The 20,305-nt window shown below is 61.9% G+C and carries 19 protein-coding genes; 2 read left to right on the top strand and 17 right to left on the bottom strand.

The window, feature by feature from the left end; genetic code table 11:
* Positions 1-21 precede the first annotated feature (21 nt).
* Positions 22-2,193, bottom strand: coding sequence for an excinuclease ABC subunit UvrC (gene uvrC / locus PAQ31011_RS12535; RefSeq protein WP_150576444.1), 2,172 nt, complete (start codon positions 2,191-2,193; stop codon positions 22-24).
* A 368-nt stretch (positions 2,194-2,561) separates the two neighbouring features.
* On the opposite strand from uvrC, the gene earP reads away from it, so the two are divergent.
* Positions 2,562-3,824 (top strand): elongation factor P maturation arginine rhamnosyltransferase EarP, encoded by a 1,263-nt coding sequence (gene earP, locus PAQ31011_RS12530; protein WP_150576138.1) that lies wholly within the window; start codon positions 2,562-2,564, stop codon positions 3,822-3,824.
* Between the two features lie 138 nt (positions 3,825-3,962).
* Positions 3,963-4,520 (top strand): elongation factor P, encoded by a 558-nt coding sequence (gene efp, locus PAQ31011_RS12525; protein ID WP_150576137.1) that lies wholly within the window; start codon positions 3,963-3,965, stop codon positions 4,518-4,520.
* 196 nt (positions 4,521-4,716) lie between these two features.
* Here the strand turns inward: efp and nagZ are convergent, their stop codons facing one another.
* The 16 genes from nagZ to fabG all read right to left on the bottom strand — a co-directional run bounded on the left by nagZ (position 4,717) and on the right by fabG (position 20,302).
* Entirely contained in the window at positions 4,717-5,751 is a 1,035-nt protein-coding gene (nagZ, locus tag PAQ31011_RS12520) for a beta-N-acetylhexosaminidase (protein ID WP_150576136.1), read from the bottom strand.
* Positions 5,748-6,275: a holo-ACP synthase gene (gene acpS, locus PAQ31011_RS12515; protein ID WP_281350002.1), complete on the bottom strand. Its 528-nt coding sequence runs from the start codon at positions 6,273-6,275 to the stop codon at positions 5,748-5,750. The genes nagZ and acpS overlap by 4 nt, the downstream gene beginning before the upstream one ends.
* A gap of 73 nt (positions 6,276-6,348) precedes the next feature.
* Positions 6,349-7,110: a pyridoxine 5'-phosphate synthase gene (pdxJ, locus tag PAQ31011_RS12510; RefSeq protein WP_150576135.1), complete on the bottom strand. Its 762-nt coding sequence runs from the start codon at positions 7,108-7,110 to the stop codon at positions 6,349-6,351.
* Positions 7,107-8,117: a DNA repair protein RecO gene (recO, locus tag PAQ31011_RS12505; protein WP_246179527.1), complete on the bottom strand. Its 1,011-nt coding sequence runs from the start codon at positions 8,115-8,117 to the stop codon at positions 7,107-7,109. The genes pdxJ and recO overlap by 4 nt, the downstream gene beginning before the upstream one ends.
* Positions 8,104-8,997, bottom strand: a complete 894-nt coding sequence (era, locus tag PAQ31011_RS12500) for a GTPase Era (protein ID WP_039401209.1) — start codon at positions 8,995-8,997, stop codon at positions 8,104-8,106. The genes recO and era overlap by 14 nt, the downstream gene beginning before the upstream one ends.
* Before the next feature lie 57 nt (positions 8,998-9,054).
* Positions 9,055-10,128 carry a ribonuclease III gene (gene rnc / locus PAQ31011_RS12495; protein WP_150576134.1) on the bottom strand — a complete coding sequence of 358 codons (1,074 nt, stop codon included), beginning with the start codon at positions 10,126-10,128 and terminating at the stop codon, positions 9,055-9,057.
* A 275-nt stretch (positions 10,129-10,403) separates the two neighbouring features.
* A complete protein-coding gene (lepB, locus tag PAQ31011_RS12490) occupies positions 10,404-11,318 on the bottom strand; it encodes a signal peptidase I (RefSeq protein ID WP_150576133.1) in 915 nt (304 codons plus the stop codon).
* Between the two features lie 18 nt (positions 11,319-11,336).
* Positions 11,337-13,142, bottom strand: coding sequence for a translation elongation factor 4 (lepA, locus tag PAQ31011_RS12485; RefSeq protein ID WP_150576132.1), 1,806 nt, complete (start codon positions 13,140-13,142; stop codon positions 11,337-11,339).
* 209 nt (positions 13,143-13,351) lie between these two features.
* Positions 13,352-13,597 (bottom strand): glutaredoxin family protein, encoded by a 246-nt coding sequence (locus PAQ31011_RS12480; protein ID WP_150576131.1) that lies wholly within the window; start codon positions 13,595-13,597, stop codon positions 13,352-13,354.
* 8 nt (positions 13,598-13,605) lie between these two features.
* Positions 13,606-15,117: a DegQ family serine endoprotease gene (locus tag PAQ31011_RS12475; RefSeq protein ID WP_150576130.1), complete on the bottom strand. Its 1,512-nt coding sequence runs from the start codon at positions 15,115-15,117 to the stop codon at positions 13,606-13,608.
* Between the two features lie 128 nt (positions 15,118-15,245).
* Positions 15,246-16,301 (bottom strand): MucB/RseB C-terminal domain-containing protein, encoded by a 1,056-nt coding sequence (locus PAQ31011_RS12470; protein ID WP_039401223.1) that lies wholly within the window; start codon positions 16,299-16,301, stop codon positions 15,246-15,248.
* Positions 16,302-16,991 (bottom strand): sigma-E factor negative regulatory protein, encoded by a 690-nt coding sequence (locus PAQ31011_RS12465; protein WP_150576129.1) that lies wholly within the window; start codon positions 16,989-16,991, stop codon positions 16,302-16,304.
* A 38-nt stretch (positions 16,992-17,029) separates the two neighbouring features.
* Positions 17,030-17,629 carry an RNA polymerase sigma factor RpoE gene (rpoE, locus tag PAQ31011_RS12460; RefSeq protein ID WP_010805230.1) on the bottom strand — a complete coding sequence of 200 codons (600 nt, stop codon included), beginning with the start codon at positions 17,627-17,629 and terminating at the stop codon, positions 17,030-17,032.
* 166 nt (positions 17,630-17,795) lie between these two features.
* Positions 17,796-19,034, bottom strand: a complete 1,239-nt coding sequence (gene fabF, locus PAQ31011_RS12455; protein WP_150576128.1) for a beta-ketoacyl-ACP synthase II — start codon at positions 19,032-19,034, stop codon at positions 17,796-17,798.
* A 142-nt stretch (positions 19,035-19,176) separates the two neighbouring features.
* On the bottom strand, positions 19,177-19,416 hold the full coding sequence (acpP, locus tag PAQ31011_RS12450) for an acyl carrier protein (RefSeq protein WP_150576127.1): 240 nt from the start codon (positions 19,414-19,416) through the stop codon (positions 19,177-19,179).
* 136 nt (positions 19,417-19,552) lie between these two features.
* Entirely contained in the window at positions 19,553-20,302 is a 750-nt protein-coding gene (fabG, locus tag PAQ31011_RS12445; RefSeq protein ID WP_039401231.1) for a 3-oxoacyl-ACP reductase FabG, read from the bottom strand.
* Positions 20,303-20,305: the final 3 nt, after the last annotated feature.

Below are 20,305 nucleotides of genomic sequence, written 5' to 3'. Positions count from 1 at the left end.
TCCTTGGTGAACTAACCGAAGTTAGTGAAGCTGGCGATAGATCTGCTCAGCGAGCGTTGTCGAAATGCCCTCGACGCTCGCCAGCTCATCGACGCTCGCGGACACCACGCCTTGCAAGCCGCCGAAGCGCATCAGCAGCCGCTGACGGCGCTTCGCACCAATGCCTTCGATCTCCTCCAGCCGCGACGTCTGACGCGCCTTCGCCCGCTTCGCTCGCATGCCGGTGATCGCGAAGCGGTGCGCCTCGTCACGGATCTGCGCGATCAGCATCAGCACCGCGCTTTCGCGACCGAGTTCGAGCGGCGCACGTCCGTCCGCGAAGATCAGCGTCTCGAGACCCACCTTGCGTCCCTCACCCTTCGCCACACCGACCAGACGACCAATGTCGATCCCCAACTCGACGAACACCTGACGCGCCACCTCCACCTGCCCCTTGCCGCCGTCGATCAGCACCAGTTGCGGGAGATTGGCTTCGACGTCGGCGATATCGGGTGCGGTCGACTCGGTCGTTGCGGTCGCTTCGTTCACGTCACCGTCCGCGACGACGGAGGTGTCGGCCTCGGCGCGCGCGACGTCGGCGGCCACGGATGACGGGTCCGCCGCGTCGCTCACGGTCGCAGCGGCCGCCTCCATCAAACGGCCATACCGACGTGTAAGCACCTGACGCATCGCCGCGTAATCGTCGCCCGGCGTGATGCCCGTAATGTTGTAGCGCCGGTACTCGCTCGTCTGCATCTTGTGATGATGGAACACCACGCACGACGCCTGCGTGGCTTCACCCTGCGTATGGCTGATGTCGAAGCACTCCACGCGCAGCAGCGCGGGATCGTCGATGTCGAGACCGATGGTCTGGATCAGCTCGCTGGTGCGTGCCTGCTGGCTGCCCTGCTCCGTCAGCAAACGTGTGAGCGCAAGTTGCGCGCCTTGCAACGCCATGTCGAGCCATGCGCGTCGCTGGCCCTGCGGTTGCCGCACCATGGCGATACGGCGGCCCGCCTGCTCGGAGAGTGCGCTCAGCAACTCGTCGTTCGGCAACGCATGGCTCACCACCAGCACTGGCGGCACCGACTGGCCGAGATAGTGCTGAGCGACGAACGCCTCGAGCAGACGCGACTCAAGCGACGCGGACGGTGCTTGCGCGACTTGCGTGGACGGCTCGTTGCCGCTCACGTCCGACTTGGCCACAGCATCGTCGGAATCGACCGGATCGACCGGATCATCATCGGACGGCAACGCGGCCAACACTTCGTCTTCCTCGAATTCGTCCGCAATCCCGCCTTCGACACCTCGCTCGACGTGCGCCGGGAAATACGCCTTGTCGCCCAGGTGACGTCCGCCGCGCACCATCGCAAGGTTCACGCAAGCGCGACCGCCTGCGTAAGCCACGGCAAGAATGTCGGCATCGACATCGCCCGCGGTTTCGACGGACTGCTGCTGCAACACGCCGGAGAGCGCCTGCATCTGATTGCGCACGACCGCCGCCTGCTCGAACTGGAGCGCCTCGGCGTAGGCCATCATCTTGTCTTCAAGCGCGCCGAGCACTTCCTTTTGACGTCCGGAGAGGAACGCGGCGGCGTTGTTCACGTCACGTGCGTAGTCCTCATCCTGAATCGCCCCCACGCACGGCGCGCTGCATCGCTCGATCTGATTGAGCAGGCACGGACGCGTGCGATTCGAAAAGACGGAGTCTTCGCAAGTGCGCAGTTGAAAGACCTTCTGCAGAATCTGGATACTCTCGCGCACTGCCCATGCACTCGGGAACGGTCCGAAATACTGACCGCGACGATCCACCGAGCCACGGTAATACGCCATGCGCGGGTACTTGTGCTGCGTGAGCTTGAGGAACGGATACGACTTGTCGTCCCGAAACAGGATGTTGTAGCGCGGATGCAGTGCCTTGATCAGATTGTTTTCAAGGAGCAGCGCTTCGGTCTCGGAACGAGTGACCGTCGTTTCGAGCTTCGCAATGCGCGCGACCATCAACGCAATACGCGGCGACAACTGCGTCTTGTTGAAGTAACTCGATACGCGCTTCTTCAGATTGCGCGCCTTGCCCACGTAAAGAACGTTGCCCGCCGCATCGTAGTAGCGATAGACACCGGGCAGGTTCGGCAACTGCGCGAGCACTTTGCGCGAATCGAACAGCGGCGCGTCGTTGGCGTCGCCCGGATCGCCATCGTCATCCGCCGTCATTGACGGGCCGTCGTTCCCGTTGCGGCGCTGACGTGTCGGCTTCTCTGCTTTTGCGGCTTTGGCAGCTTTGGCAGCTTTCGCCGATTTGGCTGACTTCGCTGGCTTGCCGGATGGCGAAGCCGTTGCCGAAGTCGACGCGTCATCCGACGCCGACAGAACCGACGGCTGTGCGATATCGCCCGCCATCGCCGACGGCGTGGGCTCGGCAGCTTCAGCAGCTTTGGATTTGCGGGACTTACGCGGCGGCGTGACGTCGTGGGCGTCTTCGGTCATGAACTCTGGCGATCGGAGCGTCCCTGGAGTGCCTCGAAAGATACAAGGAGGGACTAAAATCAGGAGTTTAGACCAATCCGCGTCTCGGCTTCTCAATGCCCCTGTCTACTGAATCCCCGACATCCACGGTGGCGTCCTCGTCCGCCGCCACGATCTCCAGTCACCTTCCGCTGGTGCCGCGCTGCGACCTTTTCTGCACCGTTGTCGACAACTTCGGCGACATCGGCGTGTGCTGGCGGCTCGCGCGCCAACTCGTACGCGAACATGGATGGTCAGTACGGCTGTGGGTCGACGATCTTACGAGCTTCCGCTACCTGCGCCCGGACATCGATCCGGCGCTGGCCCGCCAGCGCTGCGACGGGGTGGACGTGCGACGCTGGGACGCCGACTTCGGCCCGATCACGGATGACAGTGCGCCAGGCGACATCGTGATCGAGGGGTTCGCCTGCCACATTCCGGACCGTTATCTCCAGGCGATGCACGCCCGGAAACAGGCGGGCAACGCGCCTGTGTGGATCAATCTGGAGTATCTGAGCGCCGAGCATTGGGTCGACGATTTCCATATGCAGCAGTCGGCTCACCCGCAGTTGGGCCTCATCAAAACGATTTTCATGCCTGGGTTCACCGAACGCTCCGGCGGATTGATCCACGAGCGCGAACTGTTTTCCCGGCGTGACGCATTTCTCGCGTCTCCCGACTTGCGCGACGCCTGGTGGCAACGCACGCTCGGCCTGTCGGCGGCACCGCAGGATGCGCTGATTGTGTCGCTGTTCGCGTATGAGAACGCCGCGTTGCCGGCGTTGCTCACGCAATGGTCGGAAAGCGAGACGCCCGTTGTATGCCTCGTCCCCCAAGGTCGAATCGCCCCGGCCGTCGGCGAATGGCTCGGACGCGACGCGCTCGCTCCACGCGAATCGGCGACACGCGGCGCGCTCACCGGCTACGGTCTGCCGTTCGTCCCGCAGCAAGACTTCGATAGCCTGCTCTGGGCGTGCGATCTGAATTTCGTGCGAGGGGAAGACTCGTTCGTACGCGCGCAATGGGCGGCGAAGCCGTTCGTCTGGCACATCTATCCGCAGGCGGAAAATGCCCATCATGTGAAGCTTGATGCCTTCCTCGAACGGTATCTAGCGGAGTTGCCTCCCGGCGACGCCCTGCTGGGACACGCCGAGCGCGAGGCGCTGCGCACCTTCTGGCACCTTTGGAACGGGTACGCCAGCACCGCGCCGGACTGGGCGGCGCTGGCATCGGCCTTGCCCGCCCTGACACGCCATGCGCAGGCGTGGGCAAACACTCAGGCGCAGCTTCCGGACCTCGCGCGACAGTTGGCAAGCTTCGCGCAAAATCAGGTAAAATAGCTGGTTTTTCAACGCTTTGCTGCTGAACCTGCTGCTCCGAGTCGCCCTTGGCGGACACGGGAATCAAGCGGCGAATCGGCGTATGGAAGCGCTCAACAAGCGGCAAATCGCTTATTTCGTCACAGGATCTCGTTTTTTATGAAAATCGCTCAAGAACTCCGCGTCGGTAACGTCTTCATTCTCGACAATGAGCCGAACGTTGTGCTGCGCACCGAATTCGTCAAGTCGGGCCGCAACTCCAGCATGGTCAAGCTGAAGTGGAAGAAGCTGCTGAAGGAAGGCCGTGGCGAATTCACCTATCGCGCCGACGACAAGTTCGAGACCGTCAACCTCGACAAGAAGGAAGTGAAGTTCTCGTACTTCGCTGACCCGATGTACGTGTTCATGGACGATGAGTACAACCAGTACGAAGTCGAAGCCGAGAACATGGACAACGCCATCAAGTACCTCGAAGCCGACATGCCGTGCGAAGTCGTGTTCTACAACGAAAAGGCTATCTCGGTCGAACTGCCGACGACGCTCGTGCGCGTGGTCGAGTACACGGAACCGGCTGTGAAGGGTGACACCTCGTCGGGCAAGGTTCTGAAGAACGCCAAGATCAACGACCTGCTGGAAGTTCAGGTTCCGCTGTTCGTGAACACCGGCGACAAGATCGAAATCGACACGCGTACCGACGAATACAAGAGCCGCGCCTAAGCGTTGGCTTGCGACCGCAGCGCCTTCTCACGGTTGAGGCGGTGCGGTTCGTCAGGTAACAAAAAAGCGCTCGTCCCTTCGGGGTCGAGCGCTTTTTGTTTGTGCTGATCGATTTGGACCGAGTCGCCCCGGTCGTCAATCGGTGGTCGGAGCCGCCCGCGAGAGGTCCCGCGGATCGCTCCGAATCTGCACAACCTTAGCCGCCGAACGTCTCCGCGATCAGGCGCTTCGCCGCCTGGTACTCCGGCTGTGCGAGCATCTTCTCCCAGCCGTGCACCTTGCCACGACCCAGCAGGTGCTTGATGCGACGCTGCGAGACGGTGTCGGCCACCGGCTTCATTTCGCGCAGCAGGCGGTCAGCCTTTTCCGGACTGTTGCAGATCAGCACCATGTCACAGCCGGCGTCCAGCGCCGCGTGCGCTGCGGTCACAACATCGCCCGCCGCGCTCGCGCCCTGCATCGACAGGTCGTCGCTGAAGATCACGCCGTCGAAACCATATTGACCACGCAGGATGTCCTTGAGCCACTTGGCCGAGAAGCCGGCCGGGTTCGGGTCGACCTGCGGATAGATCACGTGGGCCGGCATCACCGCTGCGAGCGACATGCCAAGCCAGTCGTAAGGTTGCGCATCGACGGACAAAATCTCGTCAAGCGAACGCTCGTCCACGGGAATCTCGTGATGCGAGTCGGCCGCCACAAAACCATGCCCCGGAAAGTGCTTGCCGCAGTTCGCCATCCCTGCGAGCAACAGCCCGTGGTTAAGACTCTTGGCGAGCATAGCCACCACGCGCGGGTCCGCGTCGAACGCACGGTCGCCGATCACGGCAGACGTCCCATAGTCCAGATCCAGCACCGGCGTGAAACTCAGGTCGATGTCGCAAGCACGCAGTTCCGACGCGAGCACGTAGCCTACGGCCGTCGTGACACGCGTTGCCTTGAACACATCCTCATGCCAGAGCTTGCCCAGCTTGCCCATCGCGGGCAGATGGGTGAAGCCGTCGGTACGAAAACGCTGCACGCGTCCGCCTTCATGGTCGACGGCAATCAGAATGTCGTCGCGCACGTCGCGAATCTGCTTCGTGAGCGAGCACAGTTGTGCGCGGTCGTCGAAGTTGCGGGCGAACAGAATGACACCCCCGGTCAACGGGTGATCGATGCGACGGATGTCGTCTTCGCTGAGGGTCAGCCCGACAACGTCCAGCATCACCGGGCCCGGCCTGCGCTTCGTCATTGCGATTTCTCCGATGCAATATTGCCAATGTTGCCTAAATTACGTGACGCGATCGCAAAGGCGACCGCGTATTCCTTTTCGTCTGTGATCGAAATTTCGATCGACAGTTGCCGCTCGGCGAGCCACTGCACCAACTCGCCCGATGCGACCACCACCGGCTTACCCGAGGGCGCATTGAGCGTCTGCACCGCACGCCACGTCATCGGCCAGCGCATTCCGAGACCGATGGCCTTAGAGACGGCTTCCTTCGCGGCGAACCGCGTGCACAGGTAAGCCAGCCCGCGCACCTCGGAGCGCTTCTGACGAGCGTAATAAACCTTGAGTTCCTCAGGCCCGAGCACGCGCTCTACGAATCGGCCTTTCGTGCGCGCCATCACGCCCACGACGCGACTGATTTGCAGGATGTCGGTACCCACGCCGTAGATCGTCGTCGGCCCCTGAGGCGCGATACCGCTGGCGGCCACAGGGGCCGCCGTCGGACTGGCCGACGAAGACGGTGAGGACGAGGGATTCGAATCGCTCATGAGGGCAGTCGTGTCACGGCTTGATGCAGCGATAAAGTGGCTAGGCGCGAACGAGCTGACGGGATACCGCCGCTCAGCCGCGCGCCGCGATGCGGCTCGCGACCATGATGGCCTTCATCTCGCGAACCGCGTTCTCCCAGCCCGCGAAAAGGGCGTGAGCGACGATGGCGTGTCCGATGTTCAGCTCGGAGATACCTTCGATGGCCGCGATGGGCTGCACGTTCTCGTAGTGCAAGCCATGACCGGCATTGACGCGTAGTCCCAGCGACACACCCAGCGCCACCGCACGTTCGATGCGAGCGAACTCGGCTTCGCGCGTGGCTTCGTCATGCGCTTCGGCGTAACGCCCCGTGTGCAGCTCGACGACCGGTGCGCCCATGCGCGCAGCGGCGCGAATCGGTGCCTCGTCCGGGTCGATGAAGAGCGATACACGGCTGCCGGCTTCGCCAAGCTGTTGCGTCGCGGCAGCGATACGGTCGTACAGTCCGACGACGTCCAGCCCGCCTTCGGTCGTCAGCTCCTGACGGCTCTCCGGCACCAGACAGACATCGTGCGGCTTCACGCGGCAGGCGATCGCCAGCATCTCTTCCGTCACCGCACACTCGAGATTCATGCGCGTGATCAGCTTGTCGCGCAGATTCGTCACGTCGTCGTCGCGAATATGACGACGGTCCTCACGCAAGTGCAGCGTAATCACATCCGCGCCCGCCTCTTCGGCCAGCAGCGCTGCCCTGATCGGATCCGGATATTGCGTGCCGCGCGCGTTGCGCACCGTGGCGACGTGATCGATGTTGACCCCGAGGTCGATGGCGTTGCCTTGGAAGAAGAGGCTCATAGTTTTTGCAGGTCGAGCAGGATCTGCCGGGTATTGAGCGGCACGCCGCCCAAATGGTGGTTGAGTAGAAAGCGCATGAGCAACTTGCTTTGCTGCACGGTCTGCGCCCGTGAATAATCGTCTTGCTCCATGTCGAGCAGGGTCTGCCCCGCCACGACCGGCCAGTCCGACGGTTCGTCGCCGCGCGCGGGACGCACGCCCCAGTCGGGGTGGAACACGTAGCGGCGATCCGGCACGACCTTGCCACGCGTTTGCGTGCAACGGTCGAACGCGACCGCATAGCCGGTCTCGCGCAACAACACGCGCTCGAACGCGCGCAGGATCACGCCCGCCGGTTCGCCATGCGCGAGATGATGCAGCGTCGTCAGGTAGTGCTGAAACAGCTTGTCGTGGGGGTCGTCGCGCGCACAGAACTTCACCAGCAGTTCGTTCAGGTAGAAGCCCGAGAGCAACGCGTCGCCCTCCAGGGGACGCAAACCGCCCACCCACTCAGCCTTCGTCAACGTGCGCAGCTCGCCTTTGCCGAGCCACGCGAGCGAGAGCGGCTGAAACGTCTGAAGCACCCCGCGCAAAGCCGAATGCGGACGCTTCGCGCCCTTGGCGACGAGCGCAATACGCCCGTGGTCGCGCGTGAGCACATCGATGATCAGACTGGTTTCGCGGTAGGGATAGCTGTGAAGCACAAAGCCGGGTTGTTCCGTTACCCGGCTTTGTTCGCGCTCGGCCACCCGGGCGGGCGACGGCGCACGGCGCGCGCGCTTGGCTTCGCGCTTGACGGTATCGGTGTTGGCCTCGGCTTGCTGGAACGCTTCCGAGGCATCGTCGTCCGCGGCGCGCGTGCGCGTGCTCTTCGGACGTGCGGGCCGCGCCCCCACCGCTTCCGAAGCGGCGCGCGGGGATCGCGCCGATCGCGTAGCTTGCGTGGCTTGTGATGTGCCGCCCGCCGGCGTTATCGCATCCGGCGCGTCGACATCGTCACGTGAAGTATCCAGCTCACTCGTAGCCATATGCCCGCAGGCCGGCTTCGTTGTCGGCCCAACCGCCCTTCACCTTGATCCACACTTCCAGATACACGGGACCGTCGAAGAGCTTCGCCATATCGAGGCGCGCATCGGTGGAAATCTGCTTGAGCTTCGCACCCTTGTTGCCGATGATCATCGCCTTGTGATTATCGCGATCGACCAGAATCGTCGCGAAAATACGGCGCAGATTTCCTTCGACTTCGAACTTGTCGATGATGACCGTGCTCGTGTACGGCAATTCGTCGCCCGTCCAGCGGAACACCTTTTCGCGCAGGATTTCGGCCGCCATGAAGCGCTCGCTGCGATCGGTCAGATCGTCCTCGCCGTAGATCGGGTCGCCTTCGAGCAGATACGGACGCAGCACACCGAGCAAGCGCTTGATGTCGTCTTCGCGCTTCGCCGACATCGGCACGATTTCACGGAAATCGCGCACTTCGCCCAGCTTGCGCAGGAACGGCAGCATCTCGGCCTTATCGTTGATGCGGTCCAGTTTGTTGACGATCAGCAGCACCGGCGTGTTCTCCGGCAGGAGCTTGAGCACCTTCTCGTCGTCCGGGCCGAAATTGCCCGCTTCGATCACGAACATCACCACGTCGACGCTCGACAGCGTGGACGTTACCGCGCGATTGAGCGAGCGGTTGAGTGCGGTCGCGTGACGTGTCTGGAAACCCGGCGTGTCGACGAAGATGTACTGCGCGTCTTCCGTGGTGTTGATGCCGGTGATGCGATGTCGCGTGGTCTGCGCCTTGCGCGACGTAATGCTGATCTTCTGACCGACGAGGGCGTTGAGCAGCGTCGATTTGCCGACGTTCGGACGCCCGACGATCGCCACGGTACCGCAGCGAAAATCCGTCTTATCGTTCATGGTTGGAAACTCTCTTGAAAGGGGGACAGCAGCGCTTGCTCTCCCCCTGAATAGGACTCAGGCAGCTGCCGGAGGTTGCTTGGCGGCGTCGGCCTTGTCGGCGGGCTTATCGGACGGTTTCTCGGACGGCTTCTCGGACGCTTTGTCGGCAGGCTTGTCGGCGGTCGCCTTGTCCGCAGTCTTGTCTGCGACTTTGTCCCCCCCACCTGCCGCGCGCTCCGTAGGCTTTTCAACCGATGCGGCCGCGTTACGCGGAGCGCCGTTGCTCGACGCGGTCATTGCCGGTGCCGTAGTCGCTCCGGCCGAAGCATCGCGCGCCTCCTTGGGCTCGGCCTGCGACGCCACCGTCAGTTGCCCGGCCTGTCCGGCCTTCTTCGCTTCCGAAGCCGCCGCCTTGGCAGCACGCTTCTTCGCCGCCTTCGCACTCTTCTCGGCCTTCGGCTTCGCGAGTGCGGGCATCTTTTGCACTTCTTCCAGCGCCTTCTTGGCCGCTGCCTGCTCGGCCGCACGACGGCTGGCCCCCGAACCGCCCACCTTGATGTCAAGCTTCGGCACGGTGCACTCGACCTCGAACTGCTGGTTGTGCGCCGCCCCGTGGGTGGCGATCACCGTGTACTGCGGCAGTGCGATCTTGTGGCCTTGCAGGTATTCCTGAAGCAGCGTCTTGGCGTCTTTGCCGAGCGTCTTCGGATCGACATGTTCGAGCACAGGCGTGTACAGGCGCTCGATCACCGCATAGGCCTTCTCGAAACCGCCATCGAGGTACATCGCACCGAACAGCGCTTCGAGGGTGTCGGCCAGAATCGAGGGACGACGGAAACCACCGCTCTTGAGCTCGCCTTCGCCGAGGCGAAGAAAATCGGAAACGCCAAGCGTCTGCGCGATCTCGTACAACGATTGTTGTTTCACGAGATTGGCGCGCACACGTGAGAGGTCGCCTTCGTCGAGCTTGCCGTAGCGACGGAACAGAATCGCTGCGACCGAACAGTTCAGAATGGAATCGCCGAGAAACTCCAACCGCTCATTGTTGGCGGCACTGTGGCTACGGTGCGTCAGTGCTTGGCTAAGCAATTCCGCATCGTGGAAACGATACTGGAGACGTTCTTCCAGTTGATTCAGTGATTGAGACATGGCGCAAGTATAGCGCGACGCTCCCGCCCCGGCGCGGGTCGTCGCCAAGAAACGACGGGCTGGATCGCCATCTGACGGGCTTTTCGGACTGGCGTGAGATCGGTGGATCGGACAATTCCGAGGTCAGGACCGGTCGGTCCCTCCGGCCAACGTCTGCCATCGCACCTTTTATTTCTTATTTAAAAACAATAATGCGGAAATTGACGAAATAACGTCAATTTCCGCATCAATTCAATCCCTGACGGGGAGGTATGCCTCCCGGTGAAGCGACCGACTTACTGGAAGCCGCCCAGACGCTTCAGGTTCGAGAAGTTCATCCAGATGAAGAACGCCCGGCCCACGATGTTCTGCTCGGGCACAAAGCCCCAGTAGCGGCTGTCCGCACTGTTGTCGCGGTTGTCGCCCATCATGAAGTAGTTACCCGGCGGCACCTTGCAGATCACGCCCTGGCTGTTGTACTGGCAGTTCTGCTTGTTCGGGAAGTCGTCGGCGCCCATGATGTACGGCGGCACGTTCGGGTCGTTCAGAATCCGGTTCTTCACACCGCCGACCGTCTCCTCGAACTGCTTGAAGTACGCGATGTGCTCGTCGTCGAAGTAATCCGGCAGCGCGGTTTCCGGCACCGGTTCGCCGTTGATCGTGAGCTTCTTGTTCTGGTAAGCCACCACGTCGCCCGGTACACCGATCACACGCTTGATGTAGTCCATCGACTCATCCTTCGGGTAACGGAACACCACGACATCGCCACGCTTCGGCTCGCCCAGATCGATGATCTTCTTGTTGACCACCGGCAGACGAATGCCGTAATCGAACTTGTTCACAAGGATGAAATCGCCGACGAGCAGCGTCGGGATCATCGAGCCCGACGGGATCTTGAACGGCTCGACCACGAACGAGCGCAGCACGAACACCGCCAGAATCACCGGGAAGAAGCTTGCCGAGTACTCCAGCCACCACGGCTGACGCAGCTTGTCGTCACGCAACTTCGCGCGCGCACTCGCCAGCGCATTGCCTTCCTGCGAACCAGAGCCCTGGATACCGGAGCCCTGCAACGCAAGCTGCTGCTGATCGAATTGCGCCACTGCCGTCTGTGCTGCCCGGCGGCGCGCCGGTTGAAACACCAACTTGTCGGCCACCCAGGCCACCCCGGTCACCAGCACCAGGATCAAAAGAATCAGGGCGAAATTCATGCGGGACCTGTCGCTACGTTATTTGTCTTCGACTTGCAAAATGGCAAGGAACGCTTCCTGGGGAATTTCAACGCTCCCCACCTGCTTCATGCGTTTCTTACCTTCCTTCTGTTTCTCGAGCAGCTTCTTCTTACGCGAGATGTCGCCACCATAGCACTTCGCCAGCACGTTCTTGCGCAGCGCCTTGATGTTCTCACGCGCGATGATGTTCGCACCGATGGCCGCCTGAATCGCCACATCGTACATCTGACGCGGAATGATTTCCCGCATCTTCGACGCGACTTGTGCACCGCGACGACGGCTCTCCGAACGGTGGACGATGATCGACAACGCGTCGACCTTGTCGTTGTTGATCAGCATGTCGACCTTGACCACGTCCGACGCGCGATATTCCTTGAACTCGTAATCCATCGACGCATAACCGCGCGATACCGACTTCAAACGGTCGAAGAAGTCGAGCACGATTTCGGCCATCGGAATCTCATAAATCAGACGCACCTGACGGCCGTGATACTGCATGTCGATCTGCACGCCGCGCTTTTGCTGGCAAAGCGTGACGACCGAGCCGACGTACTCCTGCGGCATGTACAGGTTCACGGTCACGATCGGCTCGCGCACTTCTTCGATACGGCCCGGGTCCGGCATTTTCGCCGGGTTTTCCACCGAGACGATCGTGCCGTCGCGCTCCGTCACCTCATAAATCACGGTCGGTGCCGTGGTGATGAGGTCCATGTCGAATTCGCGCTCCAGACGCTCCTGCACGATTTCCATGTGCAGCAGGCCCAGGAAGCCGCAACGGAAACCGAAGCCCAATGCCTGGGAAACTTCCGGTTCGTATTGCAGCGACGCGTCGTTGAGCTTGAGCTTTTCAAGCGAGTCGCGCAGGGCATCGTACTGGTTGGCTTCGACCGGATAGAGGCCGGCGAACACCTGCGGCTTGACTTCCTTGAAGCCCGGCAGCGGTGCCTCGGCCGGCTTGGTCGTGGTCGTCACAGCGTGGGTGACGGTATCGCCCACCTTCGCCGCGTTCAGTTCCTTGATGCCCGAGATGATGAAGCCCACCTGACCGGCCGACAGCGACGCGAGTTGCTTGGACTTCGGCGTGAACACGCCCACCTGCTCGACCAGATAGCTGGAGCCCGTGGCCATCAGGTGAATCTTTTCCTTCGGCTTGAGCGTGCCGTTGACCACGCGCACCAGCATGACCACGCCGACGTAGCTATCGAACCACGAGTCGATGATCAGGGCCTGCAGCGGCGCATTGGCGTCGCCCTTGGGCGGCGGCACTTTGGCGATCAGCGCTTCGAGCACGTCTTCCACGCCCAGACCGGTCTTGGCCGAACAGCGCACGGCGTCGGTCGCCTCGATACCGATGACGTCCTCGATCTCCTGGATCGCGTTCTCCGGCTCGGCCGACGGCAGGTCGATCTTGTTGAGCACCGGCACGACTTCCACGCCCAGCTCGATGGCGGTGTAGCAGTTCGCGACGGTCTGCGCTTCCACGCCCTGCGAGGCGTCGACGACGAGCAGCGCGCCTTCGCAAGCGGACAGCGAACGGCTCACTTCGTACGAAAAGTCGACGTGTCCCGGCGTGTCGATCAGGTTGAGGTTGTAGACCTTGCCGTCGCGTGCCTTGTATTGCAGCGCGGCAGTCTGTGCCTTGATGGTGATGCCCCGCTCGCGCTCGAGATCCATCGAGTCGAGGACGCGAGATTCCATTTCACGATCGGACAAACCGCCGCTCAGCTGGATGATGCGATCGGCCAGGGTGGATTTCCCGTGGTCGATGTGGGCGATGATCGAAAAATTGCGAATATGGTCCATGAGGCGGGGCTATAGAAAAGTCGGTGCCATCGGATTCGGCTCGGCAGCGACTTTCGAGAGAATCGGCAAACATGACATTTTAGCCGAAAGCGCACCGATTCCGTCCGGAATCGCGCGCATCGAAGCGATATAGCGGGAATAAGCTGGATTCAGTGGAAATGATCGGCAGGTGCTGGTTTCGTTCTGAACGGTCCTGACCGGACGAAGCGTCAGGCCCGGGAGAAAACGGTGGCGACGGCGTCGGCATCGAAACGATATCGGCACAGTTCGCGCTCGCCCAGGGCAAGCACCGGCACGATCTCGTCGTACTTCGCTTCGAGTGCCGGATCGCTGTCGACGTCGATCACCGTGACCGAGAAATCCCACGCCGGACGCATCGCTTCGAGCGCCGCAAGCATGTCATCGCACAGATGACACCACTTGCGGCCGTAGAGCGTGAGCGCCGGCGCGGTCATGGGCTGGCTTACTTGCTGCCCTGCGCACGCGGGCGCAGCGGCACGAACTGCGTCGCATCGCCACGGCGCACCAGGATCGGCACCAGACGCTTCGGATCGAGCGCCTTCACCACATCCTCGAACTGCTTGGCATTGGCGATGTCGGCATCGCCCACTCGCAGAATGATGTCACCCTGCTGGAGCCCGGCACGGCCCGCCGGGCCTTCCGCCAGTTCGACCTGCACGCCGCCACGCAGCTTCAGGTCCTTCTTCTGCGCTTCGGTCAGATCGGAGACGACCAGCCCCAACGCGTTCGGATGCGGCGCTTCGGCACTGCCGCCCTGAGCTTTCGACGCCTTGGGCGTATCCGTATCGGCCTCGGCAATCGTGATCTTCAGATCCTGATTCTTGCCCTTGCGCAGAACTTGCAGCGTTGCGCTCGACCCCGGCTTCGTCTCGCCGACCATACGCGGCAGGTCCGTCGCGTGATCGACCGGACGGCCTTCGAACTTCATGATGATGTCGCCTGGCTGCACGCCCGCCTTCTCGGCCGGGCTGCCCGGCTCGATACTGCGCACCAGCGCGCCCTGAGCACGCGGCAAACCCAGCGAATCGGCCACATCCTTGCTCACTTCGCTGATCGCCACGCCGATACGGCCGCGCACGACCTTGCCCGTCTTCTTGAGCTGATCGACCACGCGCATCACTTCGTCGATCGGAATCGCGAACGAAATGCCCATGAAGCCGCCGGTCTGGCTGTAGATCATCGAGTTGATGCCCACGACCTCGCCACGCATATTGATCAGCGGACCACCCGAGTTGCCCGGGTTCACGGCCACATCCGTCTGGATGAACGGCAGATAATCGCCCGTGTCACGGCCCTTAGCCGACACGATGCCCGCGGTTACCGTATTTTCGAGACCGAACGGCGATCCGATCGCCACCACCCACTCGCCCACGCGCAGCTTGTTCGAGTCGCCGACAGGCACTGTCGGCAGGTCCTTCGCTTCCACCTTGACCACGGCGACGTCGGTACGCTTGTCCGCGCCGACCAGCTTTGCCTTGAACTCGCGCTTGTCGGTCAGGGTGACGTAGATGCTGTCCGCACCATCGACCACGTGTGCGTTCGTCAGAATGTAGCCGTCGTTCGAGACAATGAAGCCCGAACCCACGCCACTGTTCTGCTCTTCATCCGGCTGGGGCTGGCCGCGTTTCGGCGTACCACCCTTCGGGCCCGGCTGCTGCGGCATGGGCACGCCGAAGAAGCGGCGGAACAGCTCGGCCATGTCGTCGTCCATACCGGGCGGCAAACCGCGCTGATTGCGGCTAACGCGCTCGGTCGTCCGAATGTTCACGACGGCCGGGCCGACGCGATCGACGAGCTGAGTGAAATCGGGAAGATTGCTGACAAGCGGTGCGTTCGACGATGTCGATCCGCCGCTCGGTGCCGAGGCCGGCGCAGCAAAAGCGGCGGGGGCTCCCGCCAATTGGGCGGCAATGGCGCCGCCGAGGATGACACGAAGCAGGAGAGTCTTCTTCATTGGAAGATCGTGGTGCGCGAAAGTCTCGGAATCCCTGAGGGCAGTCCGGCACTCAACGCACTGTCGCGTCACGTCTGCCTCGCTGCCCGGACCGCACCGTTACCGGTTGCGGCCCACCCGACAGCCGGTCACTTCGCCGGCTGTTTGTACTCGATGCTGGATGCGAACTGTTGCAGGGTTGCCTGCGGCACTTCGCCGAGCAAGGTCAGCCAGAAGTCACCATAGCGCTTGATGAGGATGTTCGTCGCTCCGGCGCTACCGTGGCCTTCCTTGCGCTCACGCGTGGCCGGCTCGATAAACACCGAAAGTCCGGCCATGCCGTCGGAATATACCACCTGCTGGACTTCCAGCGGTTTGCCGTCAGCCGTCGAGCGCATCGTACGACGCACTTCCCGCACGGCCTTGAATCCCGGTACCTTCTTGTCGACGTCGATGCTCCAGCCAGCGTCCGACAGGCGCGTCGTCGCAATCTGCGGCTTCACGACATGCCAGCCGTGTGTGGCCTGAATCGCGTGGACGATTCGCGCCTTCTCGCTCGGCACGCCGATCGAGATTTGCGAGAACGCCGCCTGCTCCAGCAGATGACCCTCGGCATCGAGCGTCTGCGCGCGCAGCAACAAACCGGTGTTGCGATCGGCCCACAAGCGATAACCGAAACGGTAATCGTCTTTCGGCGTGAGCTCGATCACCATGCAATCGAAGCCTGCCATCCGTTCGTTCGGCAGCAGCTTCGGGGCGTAGTAGTCGAGCACGTCGCGATTGGGCGTCGCGAGCAATGCGGGGAACGAGTCCTTGCTCTCGCGCTTTTCCTGGAAGACGGTCTTCTGCTCGGGAATCAGCGTGTAGACATCTTCGTTCTGACGAAGAATGCGACGCTGACGTCCGTCGAGCGTCTCCAGTTCTTCGTACTCGTTACCCTTCTCGGCGAAGTGACTGATCTTCGACGAACGCATGGTCGAACCACGCTGATACACGAAGGTGCCGATGTAGTTTTGCGTTTGCGCCGCACGGTGGATCTTGTTGAGCCACGCACTGACTTCGCGTTTCTCGACCAGTGGGTCGGTGGACGCGGAGGCCTGCGCCCACGCCTGCGTTTGCAGGGTGCTCGCCAGCAGGAATGCAAACAAGAAGAAAGTGCGCCCGAAGGGCGCACGCGGCAAGGATTCGATACTCAGGCGCTGCATTTATTCGTCCGCTTGCGCCGAGGCTCGCATGTAAGGGGAAACGCTCTGACCGATCGGGGCCGGCGCATATTGCTGGTGAGCCGCGAGATACTGGTCGAGACGCGCATCGCGCAGCACGATCACATCGTTCGGCGCACCCGCACCGTTGGCGGCCACAGCGGCTTGCGGCTGCTGCGACAGCGCCACACGCGTGAGGCTGGAACCGCTCGCAGCCGGCGCAGCGGTCTGAGCGAGCACCTGCGGTTGCGCGCCACCTGCCGGATGATCCTGCAGACGCGGCACCACGACCCACGACAACGCAGCGACTGCAGCGGCGGCAGCGGCCGTCGGCAGGACGCGACGAACGCGCAGGAAAGGATTGATTCGCGTGACACGCGAGCCGCCGGCTTTTGCGCCCGCCGCTGTCGCTGCCTGAGCGTCGGCCAGTGCGGCCGGCGCGAGCAGGTGCGGCTCGGCTTCGAGACGCGCGGCGAAGGAGGCCATAAAGGCAGACTCCGAACGCGGCAGCGTCAGTTCATCGGAACGCAATGCGTCCCCGATCAGATGGTAGTCGTCCCACAGAGGCCGGCCCGAGGCGTCAGCCTCGTCCAGCAGGGCGGCCAGTTCGTCCGGATCGAATTCCCCGTCCATCAACGCGGAAATCCGCTCGGCTTGCAGCCCCCGCTGCGTTTGCACCGTCGCTGATCCCATGATATCCCCCAACGAAAATAACTTCCCCGGCGGCGCGCTCACCAGCGCTTACCGTCAGGCGTGTCCAGCAGCGGCCTGAGCCGGCTGGCAATCGCTTCACGCGCCCGGAAAATTCGCGAACGGACCGTTCCGATCGGGCACCCCATGGCTTCGGCGATCTCTTCGTAGCTCAACCCTTCGATTTCTCGCAGGGTAATTGCCGTCCGAAGTTCATCGGGCAAAGCCTCCATCGCTGTGTTGACCGTTTGAGCAATCTGCTTGCTCATCAGCATCGACTCAGGCGTGTTGATATCCCTTAGTTGATCGGCCTCGGCAAAAGTTTCAGCTTCTTCAGCGTTCGCTTCAGTCGAAGTCGGTGCACGACGTCCCTGGGTCGCCAGGTGGTTTTTCGCCGTGTTGACAGCAATACGATACAACCAGGTATAGAACGCCGACTCGCCGCGAAACTGCGGCAAGGCGCGGTAGGCCTTGATAAAGGCCTCCTGCGTCACATCCTCGACCTCGGCGGCGTCGCGCACGAGCCGCGATACGAGGCGGATGATCTTGCGGTGATATTTCGCGACCAACAGCTCGAAGGCGGCTTTGTCGCCTTTCTGCACGCGCTCAACGAGCGCTTGGTCGATTTCTCGTTCACTCACCTGATTTGGATCCGTATTTTCTCTGGCTGCCGGGCCCGAACGGGCCCAATTGCACCGTGGCAGCACTGGCCACCACGGCTGGAAGTGTCTTTGACGCCGCACGCCCGGGCACACTCACCGGAGCGTGGGTCAGCGGGACGGGACGCCTGCGGGGCGTCCCGCGAACTTAGACTCGCTGGAAGACCAGCGTGCCGTTAGTCCCGCCAAATCCGAAAGAGTTCTTCAACGCGACATCAATTTTCATGTCACGGGCCGTATTTGCGCAGTAGTCGAGGTCGCAAGCCGGATCCTGATTGAAGATATTGATCGTCGGCGGCGATTTCTGATGATGAACGGCCAGCACGGTGAACACCGATTCCAGGCCGCCTGCACCGCCCAGCAAGTGGCCGGTCATCGACTTGGTCGAATTCACCACGACGCGCTTGGCCGCATCGCCCATCAGACGCTTAACCGCGACCGTCTCGGCGATATCGCCCAACGGCGTCGACGTGCCGTGCGCATTCACATAGTTGACCGAGTCGGCGTTCAGGCCGGCATCGCGCAGCGCGTTCGTCATGGCACGCAGTGCGCCGTCACCGTCTTCGCACGGTGCGGTCATGTGATACGCGTCGGCGCTCATGCCGAAACCCGTGAGTTCGGCGTAGATCTTGGCACCGCGCGCCTTGGCGTGCTCGTACTCTTCGACCATCATCACGCCAGCGCCTTCGCCCAGCACGAAGCCGTCGCGATCCTTGTCCCACGGACGGCTGGCCGTCGCCGGGTCGTCGTTACGTGTGGACAGTGCGGTCATCGCAGCGAAACCGCCAATACCCAGCGGCGACACCGTCGATTCGGCACCACCGGCGAGCACGGCATCCGCATCGCCGTACTGAATCATGCGTGCAGCCTGGCCGATACAGTGCAGACCGGTCGTGCAAGCCGTGACGATGGCAAGGTTCGGGCCCTTCAGGCCGTACTTGATCGACAGATGACCGGAGATCATATTGATGATCGAACCCGGCACGAAGAAGGGAGAGATCTTGCGCGGACCACCCTTGATCAGGTCGTCGTGCGTATCCTCGATCATCGGCAGACCACCGATCCCGGAGCCAACGAGGACACCGATGCGTTCTGCGTTCTCTGCGGTGATTTGCAGGCCGCTATCCTCAAACGCCTGAATGCCGGCTGCCAGACCGTAATGGATAAACGTATCCATACGGCGAGCTTCCTTGGTCGACAGATACTTCTCTGTCTCGAAGTTTTTGACTTCGCCTGCGAAGCGAACTTTGAACTCGCTCGCATCGAACTTCGTGATGTTGGCGATGCCCGAACGGCCCGCGACCAGATTTTCCCAACCTTCGGCAACAGTGTTGCCGACCGGCGAGATCAGGCCCAGACCGGTAATGACGACGCGACGACGACTCACGATACTCCCCTTCTTCTGCTGGGTCATACAAAACAAAAGCCACAGAGGCGACAAGGTCCGACCCTGCGCTCCCTGCGGCTGACAGGCATGCCCGACGCCAGGAGCCGGTCGGCATCCCGGCCAATCAGGCTATCCGTACGAATTACGCCTTCTTCTGCGACGAGGCGAAATCGATAGCTTGTTGCACGGTGGTGATCTTTTCTGCTTCTTCGTCCGGGATCTCGATCTCGAACTCTTCTTCCAAGGCCATCACCAGCTCAACCGTATCGAGCGAGTCAGCGCCGAGATCGTTCACGAAGCTGGATTCGTTCTTAATGTCGGCTTCCGCGACGCCAAGTTGTTCGGCGACGATCTTCTTGACGCGGCTCTCGATGTTATCCATTCAAACCCTCCGGGGTAGTTAGTTCAGACAAGTGCGCGCATTTTAACAGGTTTGCCAAGCAAAGTTAGCATGCGCCAAATAATGTTCAATGTCGCGCAAAATCATGGAATTTCACCACAATCTGCGCACATCTTCCTTAATTCATGAACATGCCACCGTTCACGTGAAGCGTAGTGCCGGTAATGTAACCGGCCTGCGGAGACGCGAGGAACGCCACCGCATTGGCGATATCTTCCGGCGCGCCCAGACGGCCCAGCGGAATGCGCGCTTTGAGCGCTTCGTGCTGCGCTTCGCCCAGTGCCTTGGTCATATCGGTGTCGATAAAACCAGGGGCCACACAGTTGACCGTGATGTTTCGGCTGCCGATCTCGGCGGCCAGCGAACGCGACATACCCGACACACCGGCCTTCGCAGCAGCGTAGTTGGCCTGCCCCGGGTTGCCCGCAGAGCCGACCACCGACGTCACATTGATGATCCGGCCGCTACGCGCCTTCATCATCGGCTTAATGACAGCGCGCGACAGACGGAAGATCGCCTTGAGGTTCGTGTCGATCACGTCGTCCCACTCATCGTCCTTCATCCGCATCGCGAGGTTATCGCGGGTGATGCCAGCGTTATTGACGAGGATGTCGAGCTTGCCGTGTTGTTTGAGGATGTCGTCCAGCGCTGCGGCCACGCCTTCGGCGTCGGTCACATTCAGGACAATGCCCTTGCCCGCGACACCGGCTTCTGCGAAATAGGCATCGATGCCTTGCGCACCGGCTTCGCTGGTGGCGGTGCCTACGACCGTCGCCCCCTGGCGAGCCAGTTCGAGGGCGATGGCACGACCGATGCCGCGCGAAGCGCCGGTCACCAGCGCCACGAGGTTTTCGAGTTGCTTGCTCATGAA

The organism is Pandoraea aquatica, from assembly GCF_902459565.1.
GTDB lineage: Bacteria > Pseudomonadota > Gammaproteobacteria > Burkholderiales > Burkholderiaceae > Pandoraea > Pandoraea aquatica.
The sequence above is the reverse complement of the archived record's forward strand: the minus strand, read 5'-3'. Positions and strand labels throughout refer to the sequence as shown.